The 23,452-nt window shown below is 72.0% G+C and carries 18 protein-coding genes; 11 read left to right on the plus strand and 7 right to left on the minus strand.

Going from position 1 to position 23,452, the window contains the following annotated elements:
• The first annotated feature begins 11 nt into the window (after positions 1 to 11).
• The 8 genes from L3i22_RS46335 to L3i22_RS46370 all read left to right on the plus strand — a co-directional run bounded on the left by L3i22_RS46335 (position 12) and on the right by L3i22_RS46370 (position 12,361).
• Positions 12 to 2,234: an MMPL family transporter gene (locus tag L3i22_RS46335; protein WP_221323770.1), complete on the plus strand. Its 2,223-nt coding sequence runs from the start codon at positions 12 to 14 to the stop codon at positions 2,232 to 2,234.
• A gap of 63 nt (positions 2,235 to 2,297) precedes the next feature.
• On the plus strand, positions 2,298 to 3,134 hold the full coding sequence (locus tag L3i22_RS46340; protein ID WP_221323771.1) for a CDP-alcohol phosphatidyltransferase family protein: 837 nt from the start codon (positions 2,298 to 2,300) through the stop codon (positions 3,132 to 3,134).
• Positions 3,135 to 3,179: 45 nt separating this feature from the next.
• Positions 3,180 to 4,844: an AMP-binding protein gene (locus L3i22_RS46345; protein WP_304523446.1), complete on the plus strand. Its 1,665-nt coding sequence runs from the start codon at positions 3,180 to 3,182 to the stop codon at positions 4,842 to 4,844.
• Positions 4,845 to 4,866: 22 nt separating this feature from the next.
• Entirely contained in the window at positions 4,867 to 6,513 is a 1,647-nt protein-coding gene (locus L3i22_RS46350; RefSeq protein ID WP_221323772.1) for a glycosyltransferase family 39 protein, read from the plus strand.
• Between the two features lie 45 nt (positions 6,514 to 6,558).
• Positions 6,559 to 8,193: a GMC oxidoreductase gene (locus L3i22_RS46355; protein ID WP_221323773.1), complete on the plus strand. Its 1,635-nt coding sequence runs from the start codon at positions 6,559 to 6,561 to the stop codon at positions 8,191 to 8,193.
• Positions 8,194 to 8,721: 528 nt separating this feature from the next.
• Positions 8,722 to 9,444, plus strand: coding sequence for an SDR family NAD(P)-dependent oxidoreductase (locus tag L3i22_RS46360; RefSeq protein ID WP_221323774.1), 723 nt, complete (start codon positions 8,722 to 8,724; stop codon positions 9,442 to 9,444).
• Between the two features lie 582 nt (positions 9,445 to 10,026).
• Positions 10,027 to 10,374, plus strand: coding sequence for an Lsr2 family protein (locus L3i22_RS46365; protein WP_221323775.1), 348 nt, complete (start codon positions 10,027 to 10,029; stop codon positions 10,372 to 10,374).
• Between the two features lie 907 nt (positions 10,375 to 11,281).
• Entirely contained in the window at positions 11,282 to 12,361 is a 1,080-nt protein-coding gene (locus L3i22_RS46370) for an NAD-dependent epimerase/dehydratase family protein (protein ID WP_221323776.1), read from the plus strand.
• Between the two features lie 41 nt (positions 12,362 to 12,402).
• Here the strand turns inward: L3i22_RS46370 and L3i22_RS46375 are convergent, their stop codons facing one another.
• Entirely contained in the window at positions 12,403 to 15,423 is a 3,021-nt protein-coding gene (locus L3i22_RS46375) for an EAL domain-containing protein (protein WP_221323777.1), read from the minus strand.
• 85 nt (positions 15,424 to 15,508) lie between these two features.
• Here L3i22_RS46375 and L3i22_RS46380 point away from each other — a divergent pair, with 85 nt between their 5' ends.
• Complete coding sequence (locus L3i22_RS46380) at positions 15,509 to 16,138, plus strand: methyltransferase (protein ID WP_221323778.1); 630 nt, start codon at positions 15,509 to 15,511, stop codon at positions 16,136 to 16,138.
• An 11-nt stretch (positions 16,139 to 16,149) separates the two neighbouring features.
• Here L3i22_RS46380 and L3i22_RS46385 read toward each other — a convergent pair whose 3' ends face one another.
• The 4 genes from L3i22_RS46385 to L3i22_RS46400 all read right to left on the minus strand — a co-directional run bounded on the left by L3i22_RS46385 (position 16,150) and on the right by L3i22_RS46400 (position 19,884).
• On the minus strand, positions 16,150 to 16,887 hold the full coding sequence (locus L3i22_RS46385; protein WP_221323779.1) for an HAD family hydrolase: 738 nt from the start codon (positions 16,885 to 16,887) through the stop codon (positions 16,150 to 16,152).
• Positions 16,884 to 17,636, minus strand: coding sequence for an ROK family protein (locus tag L3i22_RS46390; RefSeq protein ID WP_221323780.1), 753 nt, complete (start codon positions 17,634 to 17,636; stop codon positions 16,884 to 16,886). Before L3i22_RS46390 ends, L3i22_RS46385 begins: the two co-directional genes overlap by 4 nt.
• A gap of 56 nt (positions 17,637 to 17,692) precedes the next feature.
• Positions 17,693 to 18,400, minus strand: coding sequence for a dethiobiotin synthase (bioD, locus tag L3i22_RS46395; protein WP_221330482.1), 708 nt, complete (start codon positions 18,398 to 18,400; stop codon positions 17,693 to 17,695).
• Positions 18,401 to 18,750: 350 nt separating this feature from the next.
• Positions 18,751 to 19,884: an 8-amino-7-oxononanoate synthase gene (locus L3i22_RS46400; protein WP_370644308.1), complete on the minus strand. Its 1,134-nt coding sequence runs from the start codon at positions 19,882 to 19,884 to the stop codon at positions 18,751 to 18,753.
• Between the two features lie 84 nt (positions 19,885 to 19,968).
• Here L3i22_RS46400 and bioB point away from each other — a divergent pair, with 84 nt between their 5' ends.
• Both bioB and L3i22_RS46410 read left to right on the plus strand, forming a co-directional pair.
• The gene (bioB, locus tag L3i22_RS46405; RefSeq protein WP_221323781.1) at positions 19,969 to 20,964 is read left to right on the plus strand and encodes a biotin synthase BioB; all 996 of its coding nucleotides are present in this window, start codon (positions 19,969 to 19,971) and stop codon (positions 20,962 to 20,964) included.
• Positions 20,964 to 21,158: a hypothetical protein gene (locus tag L3i22_RS46410; protein WP_255657667.1), complete on the plus strand. Its 195-nt coding sequence runs from the start codon at positions 20,964 to 20,966 to the stop codon at positions 21,156 to 21,158. Before bioB ends, L3i22_RS46410 begins: the two co-directional genes overlap by 1 nt.
• Positions 21,159 to 21,286: 128 nt before the next feature.
• Here the strand turns inward: L3i22_RS46410 and L3i22_RS46415 are convergent, their stop codons facing one another.
• A complete protein-coding gene (locus L3i22_RS46415; protein WP_221323782.1) occupies positions 21,287 to 22,333 on the minus strand; it encodes a GNAT family N-acetyltransferase in 1,047 nt (348 codons plus the stop codon).
• Between the two features lie 114 nt (positions 22,334 to 22,447).
• Entirely contained in the window at positions 22,448 to 23,158 is a 711-nt protein-coding gene (locus L3i22_RS46420; RefSeq protein WP_221323783.1) for an amino acid-binding protein, read from the minus strand.
• Positions 23,159 to 23,452: the final 294 nt, after the last annotated feature.

Here is a 23,452-nt window from a genome sequence, read left to right on the forward strand (position 1 = left end):
CAGCGCCCTAGATGACCTCTCTCGCACCGGCCCGCCCCCGGCCCGAGGGTGACGTCCACGTCGCCCCCGGGCCGGTGGTCCGGCTCACCGCCCGCCACCCCAAGCTCGTCCTGCTCGTCGCCCTGCTGCTGGCCGGGCTGGCCGTGGCCTTCAGCGGCGACGTGGTGAGCGCGTTGAAGACCGGCGGGTTCGACGATCCGGACTCCGATTCGGTACGCGGCCGGCAGGTGATCGCCGAGCACTTCAGAGCCGCCGACCCGAACCTGGTGGTGCTGATCGCCAAGCCCGGCGGGAGCGTCGACGACCCGGACACCCGGGCCGTGGCGCAGAAGGTCATCCAGCGGCTGGCCGCGGATCCCGCGGTGACCGTGGCCGGCTCCTACTGGACCGGCGGGCCGCCGCAGCTCGCCGGCCGGGGGCACGACCAGGGCATGGTGCTGGTCCACGTGGACGGCGACGACGACACCAGCGCGGACCGGGTCGCCGTGCTGCACGACGAGCTCGCCCTGGACTCCGGGCCGGTCCGGGTCGAGTTCGGCGGCTTCACCCAGATCAACAACGACATCAACGACCAGGTCACCAAGGACCTGGCCACCGCCGAGTCGATCGCCATCCCGATCACCCTGGTGCTGTTGCTGCTGGTCTTCGGGACGGTCGGGGCGGCCGGGGCGCCGCTGCTGATCGGCATCTTCTCGATCGTCAGCACGCTCGGCACGCTGCGGCTGCTGGCCGCGATCACCGACGTGTCGGTGTTCTCGGTCAACATGGCCACCGCGCTGGGGCTGGGGCTGGCGGTCGACTACAGCCTGCTGTTCGTCTCCCGGTACCGGGAGGAGCGGCCGCGCACGCCGGACACCGAGACGGCGATCGCCAACACCATGCGGACCGCCGGGCGGACCATCGTGTTCAGCGCCGCGACGGTGGCCGTGGCGCTGTGCAGCCTGCTGGTGTTCCCGCAGTACTTCCTGCGCTCGTTCGCCTTCGCCGGGATCGCCGTGGTGGTGACCACGGTCGGCGCCGCGATGCTGGTGCTGCCGGCGCTGCTGGCGCTGCTCGGGCACCGGATCGACAAATGGTCGCTGTGGAAGCCGCGGGCCGAGTCGACGTTCTGGGCGCGGCTCGCTGATTTCGTGTTGCGGCGTCCCATCCGTACGGCCGCGCCGGTGATCTTGATCTTGATTTTTCTCGCCTTGCCCTTCTTCCACGTGCGCTTCGGCGTGGCCGACGACCGGGTGCTGCCGCGCGAGGCGGAGAGCCGGGTGGTGGCGGACGCGCTGCGCAACCAGTTCGCGGACACCGGCAGCGGCGCGACCGTGGTGGTCGCCGAGCACTGGGGCAGCGGGACGGACGCCCGGATCCGGGTCGCCGACTACGCCGCGCGGCTCTCCGACGTGCCCGGCGTGACCCGGGTGGACAGCCTGGTCGGCACGTACCAGCACGGCGTGATCGTGGTCGTGCCGAAGCGCCCCGACCCGCGCTTCACCGGCGGCGACGCGACCTGGTTCTCGGTGGTCAGCGACGTCGAGCCGTACTCCGACCAGGGCGCCGACCTGGCCCGCGCGGTCCGCTCGGTGCCGGTCCCGGCCGAGGTCCCGGTGCTGGTCACCGGGCCGGGCGCGCAGCTGGTGGACATCACCGGCTCGATCGGCTCACGACTGCCGATCGCCGCGATCCTGATCTCGGTCAGCACGTTCGTGCTGCTCTTCCTGCTGACCGGCAGCGTGCTGCTGCCGATCAAGGCGCTGCTGCTGAACACGCTGACGATGAGCGCGGTGTTCGGCGTGGCGGTCTGGATCTTCCAGGACGGCCACCTCTCCGCGGTGCTCGGGCAGACCGGGGCGCCGCTCGCGGTGGCCATCCCGGTGCTGCTGTTCTGCGTGGCGTTCGGGCTGTCGATGGACTACGAGGTGTTCGTGCTGTCCCGGATCATCGAGCGCCGCGAGCACGGCGCCGACCTGCACACCGCGGTGGTCGAGGGGATGTCGAAGAGCGTCCGGGTGATCAGCGCGGCGGCCGGCATCCTGTCGGTGTCGTTCCTGGCGATGCTCTCCTCGGGCGTGTCGCTGATCCAGTTCTTCGGCCTCTGCGCCAGCCTGGCGATCATCCTGGACGCGCTGCTGGTCCGGCCGATCCTGGTGCCGGCGTTCATGCGACTGGCCGGACGGTGGAACTGGTGGGCGCCGCGACCGCTGCGGGCGCTGCACGCCCGGTTGGGGCTGAAGGAAAACGGCTGATTCTTAGTGGAAACACAGGATAAATCGGGCATTTTCCTAACATTGGGGTCTAGGGTGCCGCCCGTGAGAGTGTCACTGGAAGAGATCCGAGAACGCACGTACAAGCCGATCGACGCCTGGTGGACCGTCCTGCTGGTCGACCCGCTGGCATCCCGCCTGGTCCGGCTGGTCGCGCCGTACCGCTGGATCACGCCGAACGTGCTGACCCTGATCGCCACCGTGATCGGCGCCGGGGCGATGGTCGGCTTCGCCGAGGGCTCCCCGCGGTCGCTGATCATCGGGGCGGTGCTGTTCCACCTGAGCTTCGTGGTCGACTGCATGGACGGCAAGATCGCCCGGCTGAACGGGACCGGCACGGTCTTCGGCCAGTGGCTGGACTTCGTGCTCGACCGGGTCCGGGTCTTCTTCTGCGCGCTGACCCTGTTCGGCGGGCAGTACGCCCGGCACCACGACGACGCGTACCTCTGGTTGATGGGTGTCGCGATCTTCCTGGATCTGATCCGCTACCTCAACGGCAGCCAGGTCGCCAAGGTCCGCCGCGGGATGACCGACGAGATCGACGCACTACGGTCCCCGGTCGAGCAGCACCCGGCCCCGGCGCGGGACATGGCCGAGCCCGGCGACGAGCTGCCCCGGTCGGCCAAGGGCAGGGTCGGCGCCTGGCTCAAGCGCAACCGGATCCGCACCCACCTGTTCAGCGGCATCGAGTACGAGATGTTCGTCTACATCCTCGGCCCGCTGACCGGCCTGATCTTCCCGGTCACGATCCTGTCCGGCGCGTTGATGCTGCTCTTCGAGCTCATCGTGATCATCCGGCTGTACCAGGCGACGAAGCGGCACCCGGCGCGGCTCGCGGCGGCCCGGGAGCAGCACGACCAGTACGTCGCCGGCGGAGTCTGAGCGACCCGCTGGCGACCTCCGGCCGCGCGGAGCAGACTGACTCCCATGGCTGACGCGTTCCGGCAGGCACGAGACTTCCTGCTCGCTCATCGCGAGGACTACCCCGTCGCGTACGAGAATTTCGCCTGGCCCGAGCTCGACGAGTTCAACTGGGCGCTGGACTGGTTCGACGTGATCGCCGCCGGCAACGACGCCCCCGCGCTCTGGATCGTCGAGGAGGACGGGCGCGAGCAGCGCCTCTCCTTCGCCGAGATGGCCGAGCGATCGAACCGGGTGGCCAACTGGCTGCGTGGGCAGGGCGTGCGCCGCGGCGACCGGATCGTGGTGATGCTCGGCAACCAGGTCGAGCTCTGGGACACCGTGCTCGCCGGGATCAAGCTGGGCGCGGTGCTGATCCCGGCCACCCCGCTGCTCGGCCCGGCCGACGCGGCCGCCCGGGTGGCCCGCGGCGGCGCCCGGCACGTGATCGCGACGGGTGCGGCGGCCGGCAAGTTCGACGAGGTCGATCCGGCGGTCACCCGGATCGCGGTCGGTCCCGCCGAGGGCTGGAAAAACTTCCATTCGGCGTACGAGGCGAGCCCCGAGTTCCGGCCGGACGGGCCGACCCGGGCCGACGAGACGCTGCTGCTCTACTTCACCTCGGGCACCACGGCGCAGCCCAAGCTGGTCGAGCACACCCACGTGTCGTACCCGGTGGGCCATCTCTCGACGATGTACTGGATCGGCCTGCAACCCGGCGACGTACACCTGAACATCTCCTCGCCGGGCTGGGCCAAGCACGCCTGGAGCAACGTCTTCGCCCCGTGGAACGCGCAGGCCTGCGTGTTCATCTACAACTACACCCGGTTCGACGCCGGCCGGCTGATGGCCGAGATGCAGCGCTGCGGGGTGACCAGCTTCTGCGCGCCGCCGACCGTCTGGCGGATGCTGATCCAGGCCGACCTGACCGAGCTGAAGACGCCGCCCCGGGTCGCGGTCGGCGCCGGGGAGCCGCTCAACCCCGAGGTGATCGAGCAGGTCGCGGCGAAGTGGGGGGTGACGATCCGGGACGGGTTCGGGCAGACCGAGACGTCCGTGCAGATCGCCAACTCCCCCGGGCAGCCGGTCAAGTCGGGCTCGATGGGGCGGCCGGTTCCCGGGTTCACCATCGCGCTGCTCGACCCGATCACCGGCGAGCCGGCCGAGGAGGGCGAGATCTGCGTCGCCATGGAGCCGCGGCCGGTCGGGCTGATGGTCGGCTACCACGGCGACCCGGAGCTGACCGCCGAGCGGATGGTCGACGGGTACTACCACACCGGGGACGTAGCCTCGCGGGACGCCGACGGCTACATCACGTACGTCGGGCGGACCGACGACGTGTTCAAGGCGTCCGACTACCGGATCTCGCCGTTCGAGCTGGAGAGCGTGCTGATCGAGCACGACGCGGTGGTGGAGGCCGCGGTGGTGCCGTCGCCCGACCCGGTCCGGCTGGCCGTGCCGAAGGCGTACGTGCTGCTGGCCCAGGGGTGGGCGGCCGACGGGGAGACCGCGGCGGCGATCTTCGCGCACGCGCGGGAGCACATGCCGCCGTACGCCCGGATCCGCCGCCTGGAATTCGCCGAGCTGCCCAAGACGATCTCCGGCAAGATCCGCCGGGTCGAGCTGCGGGCCGCCGAGGTGGCCAAGCACGCCGACCCGGACGCCACCCCACCGGGCGAGTACACCGGCTGATCCTTCCGGCTATCTTTGCCCGATGCCGCGACGACGCCTGTTGTACCTGCTCGCTGTCGTCGCGATGCTCGGGCAGATGGCGTTCGCCATGGTGACCACGGCGATGCAGCAGACGCCGACCATCGACGAGCCGGTCTACCTGGCCACCGCCGAGGTCTACACCCAGCAGCACAGCCTGCGGTACAACTACGAGCACCCGCCGCTCGGCAAGCTGATCATGGCGACCGGGCTGGCGTTCGGCGGCGCGCACGAGTTGGACCCGGCGTACCCGGGGAGCCAGTCGGCGCTCGGGCGGAACCTGCTCTACGAGAGCGGGAACAACCCGGGCCGGCTGCTGTTCGCCGCCCGGCTGCCGATGATCCTGCTGACGCTGTTGTTCGGGCTGGTGGTGCTGGCGTTCGCGCGGGACGTGGCCGGGGCGGTGGGCGGGCTGGTCGCGCTGGCGCTCTACGCGTTCTCCCCGGACGTGATCGCGCACGGGTCGCTGGCGACGCTGGACGTGCCGGCGGCCGGGATGCTGCTGACCGCGTTCTGGTGCGCGTGGCGGGGTCGGACCCGGCCGTATCTCTACCTGCCGCTGGCCGGGGCGGCGCTCGGGGCGGCGCTGGCGACCCGGGCGAGCGCGCTTCCGGCCGTACCCCTGCTGGTTCTTTTGGCGGCCTGGTCCATGTGGCAGACGCAACGTGCCCGCCCGGCTCAGCCACCTGATCTTGCCGGCGAAATGCCGGTTTTGTCGATGCGACGGCGCCTTCTTGCGAGTGCCGGCGCCGCCCTCGGGGTGGGGATCATCGCCGTCGCGGTGGTGTGGGTCGTCTACCTGATCGTGGATCCGCATCTGCGCTGGACGACGCCGCCGAACCTGCCGAAACCGGGCGGGCTCAAGGGGCTCGCCGTCGACTGGCTGCCGTTCCCACAGGCGTACCGGGACGGCATGTTGCTGCAGTTCAAGCTGGAACTGCGCACCTACAACGGCTTCCTGCTGGGCCACGCCTACAAGGGCAACCTGTGGTTCTACCTGCCGGCCGCGGTGCTGATCAAGACGCCGCTGGGGATGCTCGCGCTGTGGGCCGCCGGCGCGCTCACCATGATCTTCATCCCGCGGCTGCGGGCGGCCGCGCTCTACCTGCTGCCCGTCTCCGCGCTGCTGCTGGTCGTCGCGATGACGGGGTCCCGTGACTACGGCAGCCGGTACGCGATCTTCCTGCCGATGTTCCTCGCCGTCGCCGCCGGGACGGTCGCGCTGATCCGGGTGCGCTGGGTCCAGGTGACGACCGCGCTGCTGGTCCTGTTCGTGGCGGTCAGCTCGCTGCGGACGTTCCCGTACTACCTGCCGTACTCGAACGAGGCCTTCGGCGGGACCGCGAACACGCACCGCAACCTGCACGACTCGAACGTCGACTGGGGACAGGACCTGGCCCGGCTCGATCAGAAGCTGCGGGCCGACTACCCGGGCGAGAAGCTCTGGCTGATCTACAAGGGCAGCGGCGTGCCGGCCTATTACGGGATCAGGGGCGCGGACCCCTACAGCGTCCCGCCCGATCAGGTCCACGGGATCATCGTGGTCTCCGATTCCCGGGTGGCGCTCGCCTCGGTCCGACTCCGGGCACTGCTTGACACCAGCACCGAAATTGACCAAGTCGGATATTCCATGACCATCTACCGGCGCTGATTTCCACCTCTAGCGGTTACCGGCGAGTAATGCTTAGGTAACCCGATGACGGATTACGACATCGTGATCGTGGGCAGCGGCTTCGGCGGCAGCGTCAGCGCACTGCGCCTGACCGAGAAGGGCTACCGGGTCGGCGTGCTCGAGGCCGGCCGTCGCTTCACCCCCGAGACGCTGCCGAAGACGTCCTGGGACCTGAAGAACTTCCTCTGGGCGCCCAAGCTCGGCATGCGCGGCATCCAGCGGATCACCCTGCTCAAGGACATCATGGTGCTGTCCGCGGCCAGGGTCGGCGGCGGCTCGCTGGTCTACGCCAACACGCTCTACCAGCCGCCCGCGCCGTTCTTCGCCGACCCGCACTGGGCCGGCATCACCGACTGGGCCGGCGAGCTCGCGCCGCACTACGACCAGGCGTCCCGGATGCTCGGCGTGACCGAGCAGCCGACGATGACGCCGTCCGATGTGGTGATCAAGCAGGTGGCCGAGGACATGGGGGTGGGGCACACGTTCCGCCGTACGCCGGTCGGGGTCTTCTTCGGGGAACCGGGCAAGACCGTTCCGGATCCCTACTTCGGCGGCGCCGGGCCGGACCGCACCGGCTGCGTCGAATGCGGCAACTGCATGATCGGCTGCAAGATCGGCGCGAAGAACCGGCTCGACGTGAACTACCTCTACCTCGCCGAGTCCAAGGGCGCCACGGTCCACCCGGACACCGAGGTCACCGCGATCCGGCCGGACGGCGAGCGCTGGCGGATCGAGACCCGGGACGGCACGTACACCGCCGGCCAGGTCATCCTCTCGGCCGGCGCGCTCGGCACCCAGCGCCTCCTGCACGCCATGCGCGACACCGGCGTGCTGCCCCGGCTCTCCGCCCGGCTCGGCGCGCTGACCAGGACGAACTCCGAAGCCTTGCTCGGCGCGGAGACCAAGAAGGTGCCGGCCGAGCCGTTCAGCAAGGGCGTGGCGATCACCTCGTCGTTCCATCCGGACCCGACCACGCACATCGAACCGGTCCGCTACGGGCCCGGCAGCAACGCGATGGGGCTGCTCTCGACGCTGCTCGTGGACGGCGGCGGACGGCTGCCCCGGCCGCTGAAGTTCCTGCTCAACTGCGTGCGGCAGCCGCTCGTACTGGCGTACTCGCTCTCGGTCCGGAGGTGGAGCGAGCGGACGATCATCGCGCTCGTGATGCAGACTCTGGACAATTCCCTCACGGTACGGCGGACCCGCCGCGGCCGGCTGACGACGCTGCCCGGGCACGGCGACCCGAACCCGACCTGGATTCCGGTGGGCCACGAAGCGGTTCGCCGGATCGCGAAGCGGATCGACGGCTTCCCCGGTGGCACGGTCGGCGACGTGTTCAACATCCCGATGACCGCGCACATCCTCGGCGGGGCGACGATCGGGGCGTCCGCGGAGACCGGGGTGATCGATCCGTACCACCGGGTCTTCGGATATCCGGGGCTGCACGTGGTCGACGGGTCGGCGGTGCCGGCGAACCTCGGGGTCAACCCGTCGCTGACGATCACCGCGATGGCGGAGCGGGCCATGTCGCTGTGGCCCAACAAGGGCGGGCCGGACGGGCGGCCGGCGCTCGGCGAGGCCTATGCGCGGGTCGAGCCGGTGGCGCCGGACTCCCCCGCGGTCCCGGCGCACGCCCCGGCCGCGCTCCGCCCCCACTGACCTCCACCTTTCCGCGCCCTCACCGCTCCGCGCCCTCCGCCTTCCGCTTTCCGCGCCTTTCCGCAAGCTTCGCTTTCGCGGGCTTCGCTTTCGCGGGCTTCGCCTTCGCGGGCTTCGCCTTCGCGGGCTTCGCCTTCGCGGGCTTCGCCGCTGCGGGCGGCGAGCCGCATTCCACCAGGGCGGTGGTCCAGGTGGCCTGCTTCCGGCAAGCATTGCGGGCGGTCACCCCGGGCAAAGGCCGATTGGGTACGGCGATGGCCCGCCGAAACCCAGCCCGGCCTCGACCGAACCCGACAGCCGGGGCTTTGTGCAGCCGTGACCGGCAGGGCTTTGTGCAGCCGTGACCGGCAGGGCTTTGTGCAGCCGTGACCGGCAGGGCTTTGTGCAGCCGTGACCGGCAGGGCTTTGTGCAGCCGTGACCGGCAGGGCTTTGTGCAGCCGTGGCCGGCTTGGCTTTGTGTGACCGCGGCCGGGCGAGGCGTGCATTCACCCGAGACGATGCGTGCGGATCCGGCTAGCGTCCTCGGTATGAGGCTGGCGGGGAAGACAGCGGTGGTGACCGGAGGATCCCGGGGAATCGGGCGGGCGATCGTGCGGCGGCTCGCCGCGGAGGGCGCGCGGGTCGTGTTCACCTATCGGGACGACCGGGTGAGCGCGGACGCCCTGGTCGCCGAGGTCGGTGGCGGCGCCGTGGCGGTGCGGTGCGATCAGGCGGATCCGGGGACGCTGCCGGCGGTGTTCGAGCCGGTCGCGGACGGGCTGGACATTCTGGTGAACAACGCGGCGGTGGCCGATCACACGCTGATCAGCGAGGTCACCCCGGAGCATTTCGACCGGGTGCTGACGATCAACACGAAGTTTCCGCTGCTCGCGATCCGGGCGGCCGGCCCGTTGCTGCGCGACGGTGGGCGGATCGTCAACCTGTCGACGCTGAACACGGTCGTGGCCGGGCCCGGGATGGTGCTCTACTGCGCCAGCAAGGCGGCGCTGGAGCAGGTCACGGCGGTGGCCTCGAAGGAGTTCGGGCCTCGGGGCATCACGGTCAACACGGTGTCGCCGGGGGCGACCGACACCGACATGCTGCGCGGGGTCAACACCGCGGAGGGGATCGAGGCGTCGGTCGCGTTCACCGCGCTCGGCCGGCTCGGGCAGCCCGACGACGTGGCGGCGGTGGTGGCATTTCTCGCCGGGCCGGATGCCGGCTGGGTGACCGGCCAGAACATCCGCGCCACCGGCGGCCTCCTGCTCTGACCCGCCCGGGCCCCGGCTCGGGACTCGGCTTAGCACTCGGGCTGGGACTCGGCTTAGCACTCGGGCGGGGACTCGGGCTGGGACTCGGGCTGGGACTTCGATTGGACGAGCCGCCCCGGCGCCGGAGAATCGGCTACGAGGCGGCTCGGGAACGGGGCGGCGGGCAACCCGGGTGGTGGGTAGCCTCGGCCGCGGGTGGTACGGGTGCCGGAAAATTTTCTTTGGGAGCCGGGCGCGTGGTGACGCCCGCCGTGGCGATCGCGAAAGCGGTCAGGGCGGTCCAGGCCGGAAGCCGGGCAGCACGCCTCATCGAACCCTCCTGAGCGCCTGGGAGCGCTCCCAGCTGCGACGCTACCGCACATTCACAGGTTCGAAAAGAGGCTCCGGCGAACGTTTCCGACCTGGGGTGACCACCCTCCGCTGCCGGACGGATGCGCAGCGGAATTGCGACATGCCAAGTGCGCAATTTGCAATAGCCACCATGTGCGCGACACAATGAATGCGACGACGACTAATCGCGGCACCCCCATCGCTCGCGTACAGCCGTCACCCGAATGACATCGCTGTAGGAGCGAACACAACATGGCCAAGCAGATAATTACCCTTCTGACCGACGACCTCGACGGCGGTGAGGCCGACCGCACCGTCGAATTCGGACTCGACGGCGTGAACTACACGATCGACCTGTCCGAGAAGAACGCCGGCAAGCTGCGCAAGGCCCTGGAACCGTTCCTCTCCTCGGCCACCCGGCTCGGCCGTTCCGGCGCCACTCCGGCGGTTGCCCGGCGGACCACGCCGGCCGCGACCAGCCGGTCCAGCCGCGACCAGAATCAGGCCATTCGCGAGTGGGCCAACAAGAACGGTTACCCCGTTTCCGAGCGTGGCCGGATCCCGAGCAACGTCGTCGAGGCGTACCACGCCAAGCGCTAGTCGGACCGTCCGTTGTAAACGGCGTCACCGGGTCTCCCGGTGGCGCCGTTTTCGTCGGAAAGACCTGGTCGCGGCCGGATCAGAATCCGGGAAAGACCTGGTCACGGCCGGGCCAGAAGCCGGAAACTGCCGGGTCACGGCCGGGTCGGGTGCGGTCGCAAGGATGCCGGGCGCGGCCCGGAGCATTCGATCCGGACGGGCGGCGCCGGGCCGGAACGGCATTAAGGGCCGCGTCGCGGAACGGCGGAGTGCGGACGCGAGCGGACGGTTCCGGCGATGATCCGAGTCAATCCGGGCGTTCCGGCCGGCCGGCCGGGGGCGATTTTCGCCGATCACGCGCGGAAGAGACCGGCCGTCAAGATCGGCAAAGACGGGGTTCGGCCAGGTGATTCGACGTCCGCGTTCCGCCCCCTGGGAATGACCGGCACGGAATGACCGGCGCGGTGCTCCGCCGGGCGGCCGAGTGCCGGCAACGGTTCCGGATTCCCGGCGCATCGGCGCGGATGACCAACGCCCTGACTTGCCCGTTCGCGGAATGGACGGACGGGGCCGGGCCCGGGTCGTACCGAAAATCGGGTGGACCTTGCGGGAAAGCGGCCCGGAGCGGGCCGGAAACGGTGACGCCGGGCCGGTACCGGGCCGACCTTTCGTTGCGGCAACAACTGACGCGAACGAAAACCGCCGACCCGGAACGCCGCCCGGAACGTGGAAACCAGCGGCCCAGAACGCGGAAACCAGCAGCCCGGAAGAAGGGCACAACGCGGAAACCGGCCGGGCCGCGGGACGCCGGAACGCGGAAACCTGTGAACCGTTGCCGAGGGGCGGAAACGGACAGGCCGGAACGGGAGCGCCGGGGATTGCCGCCCCGAATCCGATTTGAACGCGACCCGGCGGGTACCGCTCCGGTATGCGTGTCGTCATCGTGGGCGCGACCGGCAACGCCGGCACCGCGCTGCTCCGCCGCCTCCGTGCCGAACCGGACGTCGAGGCGATCGGGGTCGCCCGGCGGATTCCCGCGGACAGCGGACCGTACGCCGACATGGAGTGGCACCCGGTCGACGTCGGCCGGGACGACGCCACCGACCGGCTCACCCAGATCTTCGAGGGCGCCGCCGCGGTGGTGAACCTGGCCTGGCAGATCCAGCCCAGCCACGACTCCCGGCAGCTGTACCGGACGAACGTGCTGGGCAGCCGCTCGGTGTTCCGGGCGGCGCTGCGGGCCGGGGTGGACACGCTGGTGCAGGCGTCCTCGGTCGGGGTGTACGCGCCCGGCCCGAAGTGGGCGTTCGTCAAGGAGTCCTGGCAGCGGACCGGGGTCGCGGAGTCGTCCTACAGCCGGCACAAGGCGCTGGTCGAGGGGATGCTCGACGAGATCGAGTCGGATCATCCGACGCTGCGGGTGGTGCGGCTGCGCCCGGGGTTGATCTTCCAGCGGGACGCGGGCACCGAGATCGGGCGGTACTTCGCCGGCCCGCTGCTGCCGGCGCGGCTGCTGCGGTTCGGCTGGGTGCCGCTGCTGCCGGCGAATCCGGGGCTGCGGATGCAGGCGGTGCACGCCGACGACGTGGCCGACGCGTACCTGCGGGTGCTGCGGGCCGACGTGCGCGGGGCGTTCAACGTCGCGGCCGGGCCGGTGCTCGACCCGATGGTGCTGGCCCGGGTGTTCCACGGGCTGCCGCTGCCGGTGCCCGGGTTCGCGCTGGAAGGGGCGGCGTCGCTGAGCTGGTGGCTGCGGCTGCAACCGGTGGACCGGGGCTGGGTGAAACTGGCGCTCAAGGCTCCGCTGATGTCATGTGACCGGGCCCGGGACGAGCTCGGGTGGCGGCCGGAGCGGACCGCGGTGGAGGCGTTGCGCGAGGTCGTGGACGGGCTGGCGGATCGGGCCGGGCGGCCGGAGTCACCGCCGCTGGACCCCGGGAACACGCGACCGGGGCGGCTCGGCGGCCTGTTGCGGGGCCGACTGCCGGGAAGCGGTAACCCGTACTGACGCCGTACGGCGCAATGGTGTTGATCTGGATTGGGGTTGATCTAGACCGCGACGCCGGCGGAGCTGGTCATCCAGGCCAGCACCTCGGTCGGGCCGAGCGGGCTGGAGAACAGGAAGCCCTGGCCGAGCGGGCAGCCCATCTGGATCAGCAGGTCGCGATGGGCCATGTCCTCGATCCCCTCGGCGACCACGACGAGCTGCAGCGACCGGGCCAGGCTCACGATCCCGCCGACCAGCTGCGGACTGGTCACCATGTCGTCGATGAAGGTCTTGTCGATCTTCACGATGTCGATCGGGTGTTGCCGCAGGTAGCCGAGCGACGAGTAGCCCGTCCCGAAGTCGTCGATGGCGATCCGGATGCCCATCTCGCGGAGCACCCCGAGGTCGGCCCAGATCCGCTGCTCGTCGTCCTTCATCAGCAACGTCTCGGTGATCTCCAACATCAACGACTCCGGGGGTACGCCGGTGTGCTGCAGCGCGTTGCGGACCTGGTCGACGAAGCCGGCCTCGCGGAACTGCCGCACCGACACGTTGACGCTGACGTAGGGCGCGCTGCCGGCCGGCAGGATCCGCCGCCACTCGGAGACCGTGCGCAGCGCCTCCTCCAGCACCCAGCGGCCCATCGGCACGATCAGGCCGCTCTCCTCGGCGACCTCGATGAACTGGTCCGGGGTGATCACGCCGCGGTTCGGGTGGGCCCAGCGGACCAGCGCCTCGAAGCCGGCCGCCCGGCCGTCGATCAGGTCCACGATCGGCTGGTAGTGCAGCAGGAAGTGCCCCTCGTTGACCGCGTGGTCGAGGGCCGAGCGCAGTTCCAGCCGTTCCACCATCTCGGCGTGCAGGTGCCGCTGGTAGCGCCGCCACTGGTTCTTGCCGGCCCCCTTGGCCACGTAGAGGGCGAGGTCGGCCTGGCGCAGCAGCTCGTCCGAGTCGTTGCCCTCCAGGGTGGTGGTGATGCCGATGCTGGTCATCGCGTGCAGCGGCTTGGCGTCGGTGGGGATCGCGGTGGCGAGCGCGGCCAGGATCCGGTTCGCGGTCTCCTCCACCGCGCCCGGATCGTTGACGTTCTCGACCAGGGCGGCGAACTCGTCGCCGCCGAGCCGGGCGGCGGTGTCGTCGGCCCGCAGCGAGCCGGCGATCCGGTGGGCCACCTCGATCAGCAGCTGGTCGCCGATCGCGTGCCCGAGCGTGTCGTTGACGATCTTGAAGTCGTCCAGGTCGATGAAGAGCACGCCGACCACCGAGCCGTCCCGGGCGCTGCGGGCCAGCGCGTGCTTGAGCCGGTCGGTGAAGAGCACCCGGTTGGCCAGCCCGGTCATCGCGTCGTGGAACGCCCGGTAGGTCAGCTCCTGCTCGAGTTTGCGCTGCTCGGTGACGTCCCGCATGGTGATGACCAGGCCGGCCACACTGGGGTCGGCGCGCAGGTCGCGGCAGTGCAGTTCGAGCAGCAGCTCGGTGCCGCGGGCGTTCAGCGCCCGGAAGTCCAGCTGCTCCGGGTCGTCCGCGCCGCCGCGCACCCCGGCCAGCAGGGCGGCCAGCCGGTTCCGGTCCCCCGGGTGCATCACGTCGGGCAGCCGCACCCCGGTCGGGTCGGCGCCGAAGACCCCGAGGGCGGACGGGCTGGCGTACCGGATCCGGTCGTCCCCGTCCAGGATGGTGATCACGTCGGCGGTGTTCCGGATCAGGGTCCGGAAGTACGCCTCGCTGTTGCGCTGGGCCACCTCGTGACTGAGCGCGATCCGTTCCAGGGCCAGCGCCACCTGCCCGGCCAGCACCTCCACCGAGCGCAGCAACTCGCGCAGCGCCCAGCCGGGCGCGCCCACGTGCAGCACCCCGACCAGCGAGTCGCCGTGCGGCCGGTCCTGCAGCACCATCGGGCAGCGCAGCGTCTCGGCGAACTGGGTGAGCCGGACCGAGACCGCCCAGTCCACGTCCCGGGTGTGCACCAGCCGGGCCGCGGTGCCGGTGGCCCGGTCGACCGCGGCCTGCGCGGCGGCCTCCGGCGAGGACGGCTCGACCTGGGCGATGCTGATCGCCAGCACCACGCCGTGCGGCACGTCGCCGGGCAGCAGCTGGGCGACCGTGGTGCGGACCGCCAGCCCGACCGCCTCGGCGTCGGCCGCCGAGACCAGCGCCGCGGACGCCTCGCGCAGCGCGCGCTCGCGGGCCATCGCCTGCCGGTGGCTGGTCATGATCCCGGACATCCGGGCCAGCACCAGCATCAGCATCAGCAGGCTGAGCAGCGCCACCAGGAACAGGCCGGCCACCTGGCCGTCCTGGAACATCTTGACCATCAGCACGGTCGGCGCGGCCAGCGCGGCGACCGCCAGCAGGGCCAGCCGGCCGCGACTGGTCTCCGCGGCCGGGGCGGCGGCCTGGCGGGTCAGCTCGGCCATCGACGGGATCAGGGCGGCCATCGCCGCGGTCGCGTAGAGGGCCAGTTGCCCGTACGCCGACTCCCGCACCACGTCCGCGATCAGCATCGCGCCGGTGCCCGCGCCCAGCCAGTACCCGGAGGCGACCAGCCGGCCCGGCACCACCGCGAGCCGGATCAGCAGGCCCAGGCAGAGCAGGTCGGCGACCGGCAGCAGCTGTTCCATCCCGCCGACGGTGATGTCGGACATCCGCGGCCCGACCACGAACGTCCAGATCAGCAGCGCCACCCCGGAGGTGACGATGAGCGCGTCGAGCAGGCCCGGCACGTCCCGGGCCGAGCCGGTCCGGCGCCGCACGAACCCGGCCAGCGCGAACGCCAGCACCGGGTACGAGGCCAGCAGCAGGCCGGTGCCGACCGGCGCCAGCCAGAGCAGCCAGTTGGTGAGGAAGGACGGGGCGTTGCCGATCGCGGCGCCCAGCCCGGAGAGCGCGGCCCCGCCGGAGAGCAGCCACCAGGGCAGCCGGTCGTCCGGCTGACTGCGGTACGTGCCGACCAGCACGCCGACGGCCGCGGACAGGCCACCGGCCAGGATCAGCCAGCCCTGCACGGCCGGGACGACGGCGTAGACGACGCCGAGGATCACGATCCAGGCGCCGAAGAGGGCGGCCGGCCATCGCGTCGGCATCCCCGTCACCCTCCCGACTCAGGTTCTTTCAACGGACTCTTCGGCTGGTAGATCACCGATCTGAGGGAAAGGGGACAATCGTCGGGTGCTCCTCGATTTCGTACGCGCCCACACCGTTCTCGCCCCGGTCCCGTTCGTCCCGGAGATCGCCCTTCGGCAGGCCGAGGAGCCGATCGCGCTCTGGGAGGCGACCGAGGCGGGCGGCGCCGAGCAGCCGCCGCCGTTCTGGGCGTTCGCCTGGGCCGGCGGGCAGGCGCTGGCCCGGCACATCCTGGACGATCCGGACCTGGTCGCCGGGCGCAGCGTGCTGGACCTGGCGACCGGCTCCGGCCTGGTCGCGGTCGCGGCGGCGCGGGCCGGGGCGGCCCCGGTGATCGCGAACGACATCGACCCGCTGTCGCTGGCCGCCGCCGCGGCCAACGCCGAGGACAACCGGGTGGCGGTCCAGACGATCGAGGGCGACCTGCTGGACACCGACGAGAAGTACGGCGTGGTCCTGGCCGGCGACGTCTTCTACAGCCGGGAGATGGCCGGGCGGGTGCTGCCGTTCCTGCGGCGGGCCGCCGGGCGGGGGTCGCTCGTCCTGGTCGGTGACCCGGGGCGGGCCTATCTGCCGGCCGGGATGGTCAAGCGGGCGACCTATGACGTGCCGGTGATCGAGGCGCTGGAGAGCTGCACGATTCGCCGTACGTCGGTCTGGCAGGTTTTGTCCTAATTTTTTGTGCCTTATTTTAAGTTTTCGGACAAAAGCTCGATCAGCCCGAAGCCGTCCTTGACGATCACGTCCGGCTCCGGGCTGAGCAGCGGATCGTCCGGGTCCCTGCGGGCGGACGGCATCAGGATCGCCCTGGCCACGTCGGCGCGGCGGGCACAGGCCACGTCCCGCCGCCGGCTGTCACCGACGAACCAGCACGCCGCCGGCGGCACCTTGAGCACGTCGGTGGCGTTCCAGATCATCTGCGGGTTGGGCTTGCGCACGCCCGCCTCGTCGCTGTAGATCTGCACCGCGAAGTAGTGGCCCAGGCCTGCCTGGGCCAGGTAGTCCCGGTGCGCGGCGCCGCTCAGCGTGTTGCTGACCACGGCCAGCGGGACGTCCGCCGCGGCGTAGGCGGCCAGCGCCTCCGGAATGCCGGGCCGCACCGCCCAGCCGCTGCGCCAGGCCCAGTCGTAGCTGAGCTTGGCGATCGCGGTGCGGACCCGTACCTGCGCGGCCGGCGGCCAGCCCGGGATCACGAAACGCTCCCAGACCTCGGCCTGCGGCAGCTCGTCCGGGGAGTCCTCGTCGCGCCAGCGGGCGTACTCGATGCCCGCGTCGGTCAGCGACTGCAGGATCTCGCCGGGCGAGAGCGCGCCGTGGATCAGGTTGTAGACCCGGAGCACCAGCTCGGGCGAGGCCGTCCGGGCCCGCGGCGGCGAGTCGGCCAGCACCCCGCCGAAGTCCAGGAGCAGAGCCGCCGGCGTCATCGCTGCCCCAGCGTCCAGGCGCGTACCCCGCCGACGATGCCGGCCGTGTTCGGCACCACCACCACGTCGTCCCCCATCCGGGCGAGCTGGGCCGGCGTGATCAGCCGGGAGTTGCCGCCACCGAGATAGACCCGGTCCCACAGGAAGACCGGCCGCAGCCCCTCGATCACGTTACGGACCCGGCGGGACCAGAGCGCGTCACCGAGCCGGCGGCGCTCGTGCTCCCCGATGTACGTGTCGTAGGACATCCCCCAGCGCACCGGGGCCTGCGACATCTCCAGGTGCGGCGCCAGCCCGCCGCCGTCGAACAGCGCGCAGCCCAGCCCGGTGCCGAGGGTCAGCACCAGCTCGCAGCCGGTGCCGGCGACCACCCCGGCGCCGTGCACCTCGGCGTCGTTGAGCACCAGCGTGGGCAGCCCGAACGCCTCCGCCAGGGCGGTCCGCGCGTCGAACCCGCGCCACGCCTCGACCAGCTCCGGGTCCACCCTGGTGCGCGGGCCGCTCCGGGTGACGTAGTGCGGCGTCGCCACCACCACGCCGTGCCGGATCATGCCGGGCATCCCCACGGTGACCCGGTCCGCGTTCGGCAGCTGGCCGCCCAGGTCGACCAGGGTCTTGACGAACAGCTCCGGGGGCAACGGGTACGGCGTGGGCACCCGGATCGGATGCGCCCGCATCGTGCCCGCGTCATCGAGGACCGAGCCCTTGATCCCGCCACCACCACAGTCGATCGTCAAGGTGAAAGTCACGCCGCCAGTTTGCATGGAACCCACCTCCCGACACCGCAATTGTGACGGGAGCGTCGCTATCCCGCCTCTTCTGCCCAGACGCGCCAGTTGTCCAGAACGCCGTGCAGGGCCGGGGTGAGCCAGCCCGGGGCGGATCGCCGGAAGACCCCCGGATCCATCGACCCGGCGCCCTGCGGCAGCGCCCCGACCAGGTGCGGGACCAGCTCGCTGAGGTTCGCCCAGTGCACCAGCTCGGGCTCGCTGGGCCAGGCCCCGAGGATCACCTTGGCCGGCACGCCGCGCCGGTCGAGCGCCTCCAGGGTGAGCGCGGTGTGGTTCAGCGTGCCGAGCCCGGCCCGTGCCACCACCAGCACGTTCGCGCCGAGCGCGGTGGCCAGGTCGGCGAACGTCCAGGCCTCCCCGGACGGCCGCAGGCCCATCGGCACCAGCAGGCCGCCGGCCCCCTCGACCAGGACCAGGTCGTGTTTCTCGGCCTCGGCCCGGATCGCGTCGACGACGTTGTAGAGCTCCAGCGGCGGCAGGTCGGCGACCCGGGCCGCGGCCAGCGGGGCGAGCGGCTCGGGATATTCCGCGAGGGTCTTCACCGTGTCCGGCCCGGCCAGGCGGGTGACGACCTCGGCGTCGGTGGGCTCGCCGGTGATCGTGCCGGTCTGCCCCGGCTTGAGGACCGCGACCCGGAGGCCCGCGGCCTGCGCGGCGGCGGCGACCGCGGCGGTCGCGACGGTCTTGCCGACCCCGGTGTCGGTGCCGGTGACCAGGACGATCCCGTGCCACTCCCCCGGCGCGACGACCCGGCGCGGGGCGGCGGCCGGTTCCGGTTTCGGCGCCTCCGGCTCCGCCGGCGGCGTCTCGACAGGGTCGGCGGTGGTCGGGCTGGGCTCTTCGGCCTCCGGCTCGGTGGGCGGCGCGGTCACAACCGGCGACGGTACGCCCTCAACCCGCCCCTCGTCTCCCACAACGTGTCCGCCGCCGTGCGCCAGCAGCGGATCGGCCTCGTCCAGCACCCGGGTCGGCGCCGGCACCGGCAGGCCGTGCCCGCCGCTGCGCCAGCCGCGCGGGAGTGGGGTGACCGCGACGCCCGGGTAGAACGAGGCGGTCCGGGGCGGGTCGGCGTTCATGGTGCGCACTCCACGATCACGTCCAGAGCCCGGGCGAAGTCCGCCTCGGGCACGCCCGCGTTCACCGTCAGCCGCAGGCGCGAGCTGCCGTCCGGGGTCGACGGCGGCCGGAAACAGCCGACCGCCACCCCGCGGTCCCGGCAGTCCGCGGCCCAGCCGACGGCGGCCTCCGGGCCCGGGGCGACCACCGAGAGCACCCCGGCCGCCGGGTCGGTGACCGGGAACCCGGCGGCGCGCAGCCGCGCGGCGATCCGGGCGCCCCGCTCGAACAGCGTCGCGCGCCGGTCGTCGGCGGCCCGGGCCAGCCCGATCGCGGCGTGCACGCCGGCCACCACGGCCGGCGGCGGGGCGGTGTCGTAGATGAACGTGCGGCCGGTGTCGACCAGGTGCCGGATCACCGGCGCGGCGCCGGCGACCACCCCACCCGCGCCACCGAGCGACTTGGACAGCGTGGCGGTGACCACCACGTCCGGCCGGCCGGCCAGCCCCGCCGCCACCACGCCGCCGCTGCCGGCCGGGCCGAGCAGGCCGAGCGCGTGCGCGTCGTCGACGATCAGCAGCGCGCCGCGGGCCGAGGTGACCGCGTACAGCTCGGCGAGCGGGGCCAGGTCGCCGTCGACCGAGAAGACCGACTCGGTGACCACCACCGCGGTCCGGCCCGGGTGCGCGTCCAGGATCGCGGCGACGCCGGCCGGGTCGTTGTGCGGCGCGACCCGGACCGGCAAGCCGGAGATCTTGCAGCCGTCGATCAGCGACGCGTGGTTGTACGCGTCGGACACGACCAGGTCGGCGATCGTGGCGGCGGCCCGGACGACCGCCAGGTTCGCCAGGTAGCCCGAGGAGAAGACCAGCGCGGACTCCGCCGCGAGCCAGCCGGCCAGCTCGGACTCCAGCGCGGTGTGCGCCTCGGTGGTGCCGCGGACCAGGCGCGAGCCGGTGGCGCCCAGGCCGTACGTCTCCAGGGCGGACCGCGCCGCGTCGACCACCGTGACGTGGTCGGCCAGGCCGAGGTAATCGTTCCCGGCCAGATCGACGACCCGGTCGCCGGCCGGCCGTGGCGTGAGCTGACGGGTGAGACCCGCCTTGGCCCGTTCGCGGGCCAGGCGATCGAGCGACCCCAGCCAGTCCACAACGCCCCCAGAGATCACGAGAACCGGAAACTATCACCCCCTACGGCAGTCTCTGCCGCGCCGGGAAGTCTGTAGGGTACGGACATGCCTCAGATCCTCGACCGGGCACGTACCCAAGTCCTCGACAACGGCGCCGGCCTCGATCAGGCCGAGATCCTCGAGATCCTGCGACTGCCCGACGAGGACCTGCCCGACCTCCTCCAACTCGCCCACGACGTCCGCATGAAGTGGTGCGGCCCGGAGGTCGAGGTCGAGGGGATCGTCTCGCTGAAGACCGGCGGCTGCCCGGAGGACTGCCACTTCTGCTCCCAGTCCGGGCTGTTCTCGTCCCCGGTCCGGTCCCTCTGGCTGGACATCCCGTCCCTGGTCAAGGCCGCCGAGCAGACCGCCGCGACGGGCGCCACCGAGTTCTGCATCGTGGCCGCCGTCCGCGGTCCGGACCAGCGCCTGATGGACCAGATGCGGCAGGGCGTCAAGGCGATCAAGGAAGCCGTCGACATCCAGGTCGCCGCGAGCCTCGGCATGCTCACCCAGGAGCAGGTCGACGACCTGGTCGACATGGGCGTGCACCGCTACAACCACAACCTCGAGACCTGCGAGTCCTACTTCCCGAACGTGGTGACCACCCATTCGTGGGAGGAGCGCTGGTCCACGCTGACGATGGTCCGCGAGTCCGGGATGGAGGTCTGCTGCGGCGGCATCCTCGGCCTGGGCGAGACGATCGAGCAGCGGGCCGAGTTCGCCGCGCAGCTCGCCCAGCTGGACCCGCACGAGGTCCCGCTGAACTTCCTCAACCCGCGGCCCGGCACGCCGCTCGGCGACCGCCCGGTGGTCGAGGGCAAGGACGCGCTGCGCGCGATCGCCGCCTTCCGGCTGGCGATGCCCAAGACCATTCTTCGGTACGCGGGTGGCCGCGAGATCACGCTCGGCGACCTGGGCACCCGTGAAGGTCTGCTCGGCGGCATCAACGCCGTGATCGTCGGCAACTACCTGACCACGCTGGGCCGGCCCGCGACCGCGGACCTGGAGCTGCTGCAGGACCTGAAGATGCCGGTCAAGTCGCTGTCCGCGACGTTCTGATGACGGCGCCGCTGATGACCTACTGCGACCGGTGCGGGGAGCCGGCCTCGGCCGGTGACCACGCGGCCTGCGCGGCGGCCCGCGAGCTGGAGCCGCCCCGCTTCTGCCCGGCGTGCCGCCGCCGCATGAAGGTCCAGGTCGTCCCGACCGGCTGGACGGCCACCTGCGTCGAGCACGGCACCCGCACCGGCTGACCGCCGCGGCCGGCCACCGTCGCGCCTCGCGGCATCGGCCCGGGCAACGCGGTCGGCATTCCGCCCGGCGCGCGGACCCAGGGTGACGGCGGGCCCGAACCGGTGCCCGCCGCCACTCCTCTCACCCACTACCCCGAGGTAGCGGGAGTCTCCTCGCCGACCGGCTGACCCGCGGCCGGCAGCGTGACGCTGACCAGCGCGCCGTCGCGCTCCATCGGCCCGTGGCCCAGCCGGCGCAGGGTCCGCAGCATCGCCACGTTGTCCGCACCGGTGTGCGCGACCAGCGCGGCGAACCCGGCCCGCTCGGCGTGCGCGCGCAGCCGCCGGAGCAGCGCGGTGCCCAGACCGCGGCGCTGCCAGTCGTCCTCCACCAGGACCGCGATCTCGCCCAGGTCACCCTCGGCGAGCAGGCTGGCCATCGCCACCACCCGGCCGCCGGGCGCGACCGCGAGCAGGGTCACCCCGCCGGCCGGCTCCAGCAGACGGCGCAGCCGGGCCTCGGTGGGCGACCCGCCGGCCAGATAGCGCCGCCGCAGGGTGCCGGCGGACGAGTGGTCGTGCAGCTCACGAACGGCGGCCAGATCCTCCGCGCCGGCCGGGCGCAGGATCACCTCGGCGCCGTCCGGAACCATGAACGTGACGGTCTCGCGCTGCCGCCGGGTCACCGTGGCGGCCAGCTCGACCAGGGCCTGGGCCCGCGCATACTCCGCCGGGGTGAACGCGGGCAGCGCCCGGAGCACCTCGTAGGACCCGCCGGCCGGATCGGCCAGCGTCATCCGCCCGCCGTGGACGCCGGGCTGGTCGAACGCCGGGTGCGGACGCCACCGCACGTCGGTCGCGTCGAGCAGGGCGACCAGCGACTCGCCGAGCGCGTCCGGCTCGTGCACCAGCCGGCCGGCCAGGGCCAGCGCGCGGGTGGGCTGGTCGGCCAGGCCCTGCGCCTCGGCACGGGCGACGAACACGTCCCGCCCGCGGCCCTTGGCCACCGCGGCCAGCAGGTCGGGCTCGGTCATCCGGTCCGGAGCGTCGACCAGGAAGTCGTCGACCGCGCCGCCCTCGGTGGTGTGCACCTGGACGGCAAGGATGTTGACCGATTTCAGGGCGAGACTCGCGGTCAGCACAGAGAGGTAACCGGGTCGGTCGTCGACCGTGGCCCGGATCCGCCACAACGCCATGCGGGGCACTCCTTTCGCTCTGCCTCCAGAGTGCCCCGGCGTTGTTGCCGTCTTATTGCCTTCAGCAGCGATTTCGTCGTTAAGACGATCACATCCGGCCGATGGGTCAGGCGGTCACACCTGGGCCGTGGTGGCCGGCGTCACCGAGTCCAGCCGGTCGCCCAGGATCACCGCGGCGGCCCGCACCAGCTGGGCCACCCGATCGACCTCGGTCACGTGGAACGCAGCGGCCGCCAGGTCGTCCTCGTCGGTCCGGGCGACCAGCAGGACCAGTCCGCCGCGGCCGAACGGGGCGACCGCGTACCGCGCGCCGCCCGGCTCGGCGAACGGGCGGGCCCGCAGCGGGGTGACCTCGGGCAGGTGCAGCGGGGACGGGGCGCGCCAGCTCGCGTACGCCACCCGGGGCTCGTGGTTGATGCCGTTGGCGCCACTGCGCGCGGCCCAGTCGGCCGGGACCATCGCGGCGGCGGCCCAGTCCGCGGCGAGCAGCCCGGGCATCGCGTCGACCAGGGTGGCCAGGCCGTCCGCCGGGTTCGCCGCGACCTGGGCGAGCAGCTCGGCGTCGTGGCCCCCGCTGACCGGGGCGCCGATCGCCTTCCACACGCCGTCGACCTGGACCCCGGGGATCGCGGCCAGACCGGCGAGGAGTCGCTCCACGCGGGCCGCACCTGGCCAGACGACGGTGAAGTCGTCGACGGCCCGGCCGCCGAGTCGCTCCAGCACCACGACCTGGACGATGTCCGCGCCGGCGACACCCAGGGTGCGCGCGACCTGGCCGAGAGCGCCGGGACGGTCCGGCAGGGTGACTCGAACCCGCAGCAACATGTAACTCCTCCCGTCGCGGACGCCCGGTGACGCCGTCCTGATGACAAGCCTGCCCACCCGGCGTTTCGGACCGATTGCACAGCCGTGTCCCGGCCGTCAAGCCGGGTGGGATATGCCAGATTTCACAACTCAGGGTAGGGAGGTTCGGGTCCGGCCTGCCTACCGGCTGTCGCCTCTCCGACAGTCCGGGGACCACTAAAATTCACCGCATGATTTGCGAGGCTTGCCGGGAACGGCAGCACGGGGACTGCAAGGGCGGCTCGTGGTGCGACTGTCAGCACCGGGAGCCCGCCC

The sequence above is a fragment of the Actinoplanes sp. L3-i22 genome, from assembly GCF_019704555.1.
Classification (GTDB): Bacteria; Actinomycetota; Actinomycetes; order Mycobacteriales; family Micromonosporaceae; genus Actinoplanes.

Excerpts from the sequence above, each read along its gene's own strand:
- L3i22_RS46335 (WP_221323770.1), top strand. The coding sequence starts at position 12 with ATGACCTCTCTCGCACCGGCCCGCCCCCGGCCCGAGGGTGACGTCCAC.
- L3i22_RS46345 (WP_304523446.1), top strand. The coding sequence starts at position 3,180 with ATGGCTGACGCGTTCCGGCAGGCACGAGACTTCCTGCTCGCTCATCGC.
- L3i22_RS46350 (WP_221323772.1), top strand. The coding sequence starts at position 4,867 with ATGCCGCGACGACGCCTGTTGTACCTGCTCGCTGTCGTCGCGATGCTC.
- L3i22_RS46355 (WP_221323773.1), top strand. The coding sequence starts at position 6,559 with ATGACGGATTACGACATCGTGATCGTGGGCAGCGGCTTCGGCGGCAGC.
- L3i22_RS46360 (WP_221323774.1), top strand. The coding sequence starts at position 8,722 with ATGAGGCTGGCGGGGAAGACAGCGGTGGTGACCGGAGGATCCCGGGGA.
- L3i22_RS46365 (WP_221323775.1), top strand. The coding sequence starts at position 10,027 with ATGGCCAAGCAGATAATTACCCTTCTGACCGACGACCTCGACGGCGGT.
- L3i22_RS46370 (WP_221323776.1), top strand. The coding sequence starts at position 11,282 with ATGCGTGTCGTCATCGTGGGCGCGACCGGCAACGCCGGCACCGCGCTG.
- L3i22_RS46375 (WP_221323777.1), bottom strand. The coding sequence starts at position 15,423 with ATGCCGACGCGATGGCCGGCCGCCCTCTTCGGCGCCTGGATCGTGATC.
- L3i22_RS46385 (WP_221323779.1), bottom strand. The coding sequence starts at position 16,887 with ATGACGCCGGCGGCTCTGCTCCTGGACTTCGGCGGGGTGCTGGCCGAC.
- bioB (WP_221323781.1), top strand. The coding sequence starts at position 19,969 with ATGCCTCAGATCCTCGACCGGGCACGTACCCAAGTCCTCGACAACGGC.
- L3i22_RS46410 (WP_255657667.1), top strand. The coding sequence starts at position 20,964 with ATGACGGCGCCGCTGATGACCTACTGCGACCGGTGCGGGGAGCCGGCC.
- L3i22_RS46415 (WP_221323782.1), bottom strand. The coding sequence starts at position 22,333 with ATGGCGTTGTGGCGGATCCGGGCCACGGTCGACGACCGACCCGGTTAC.
- L3i22_RS46420 (WP_221323783.1), bottom strand. The coding sequence starts at position 23,158 with ATGTTGCTGCGGGTTCGAGTCACCCTGCCGGACCGTCCCGGCGCTCTC.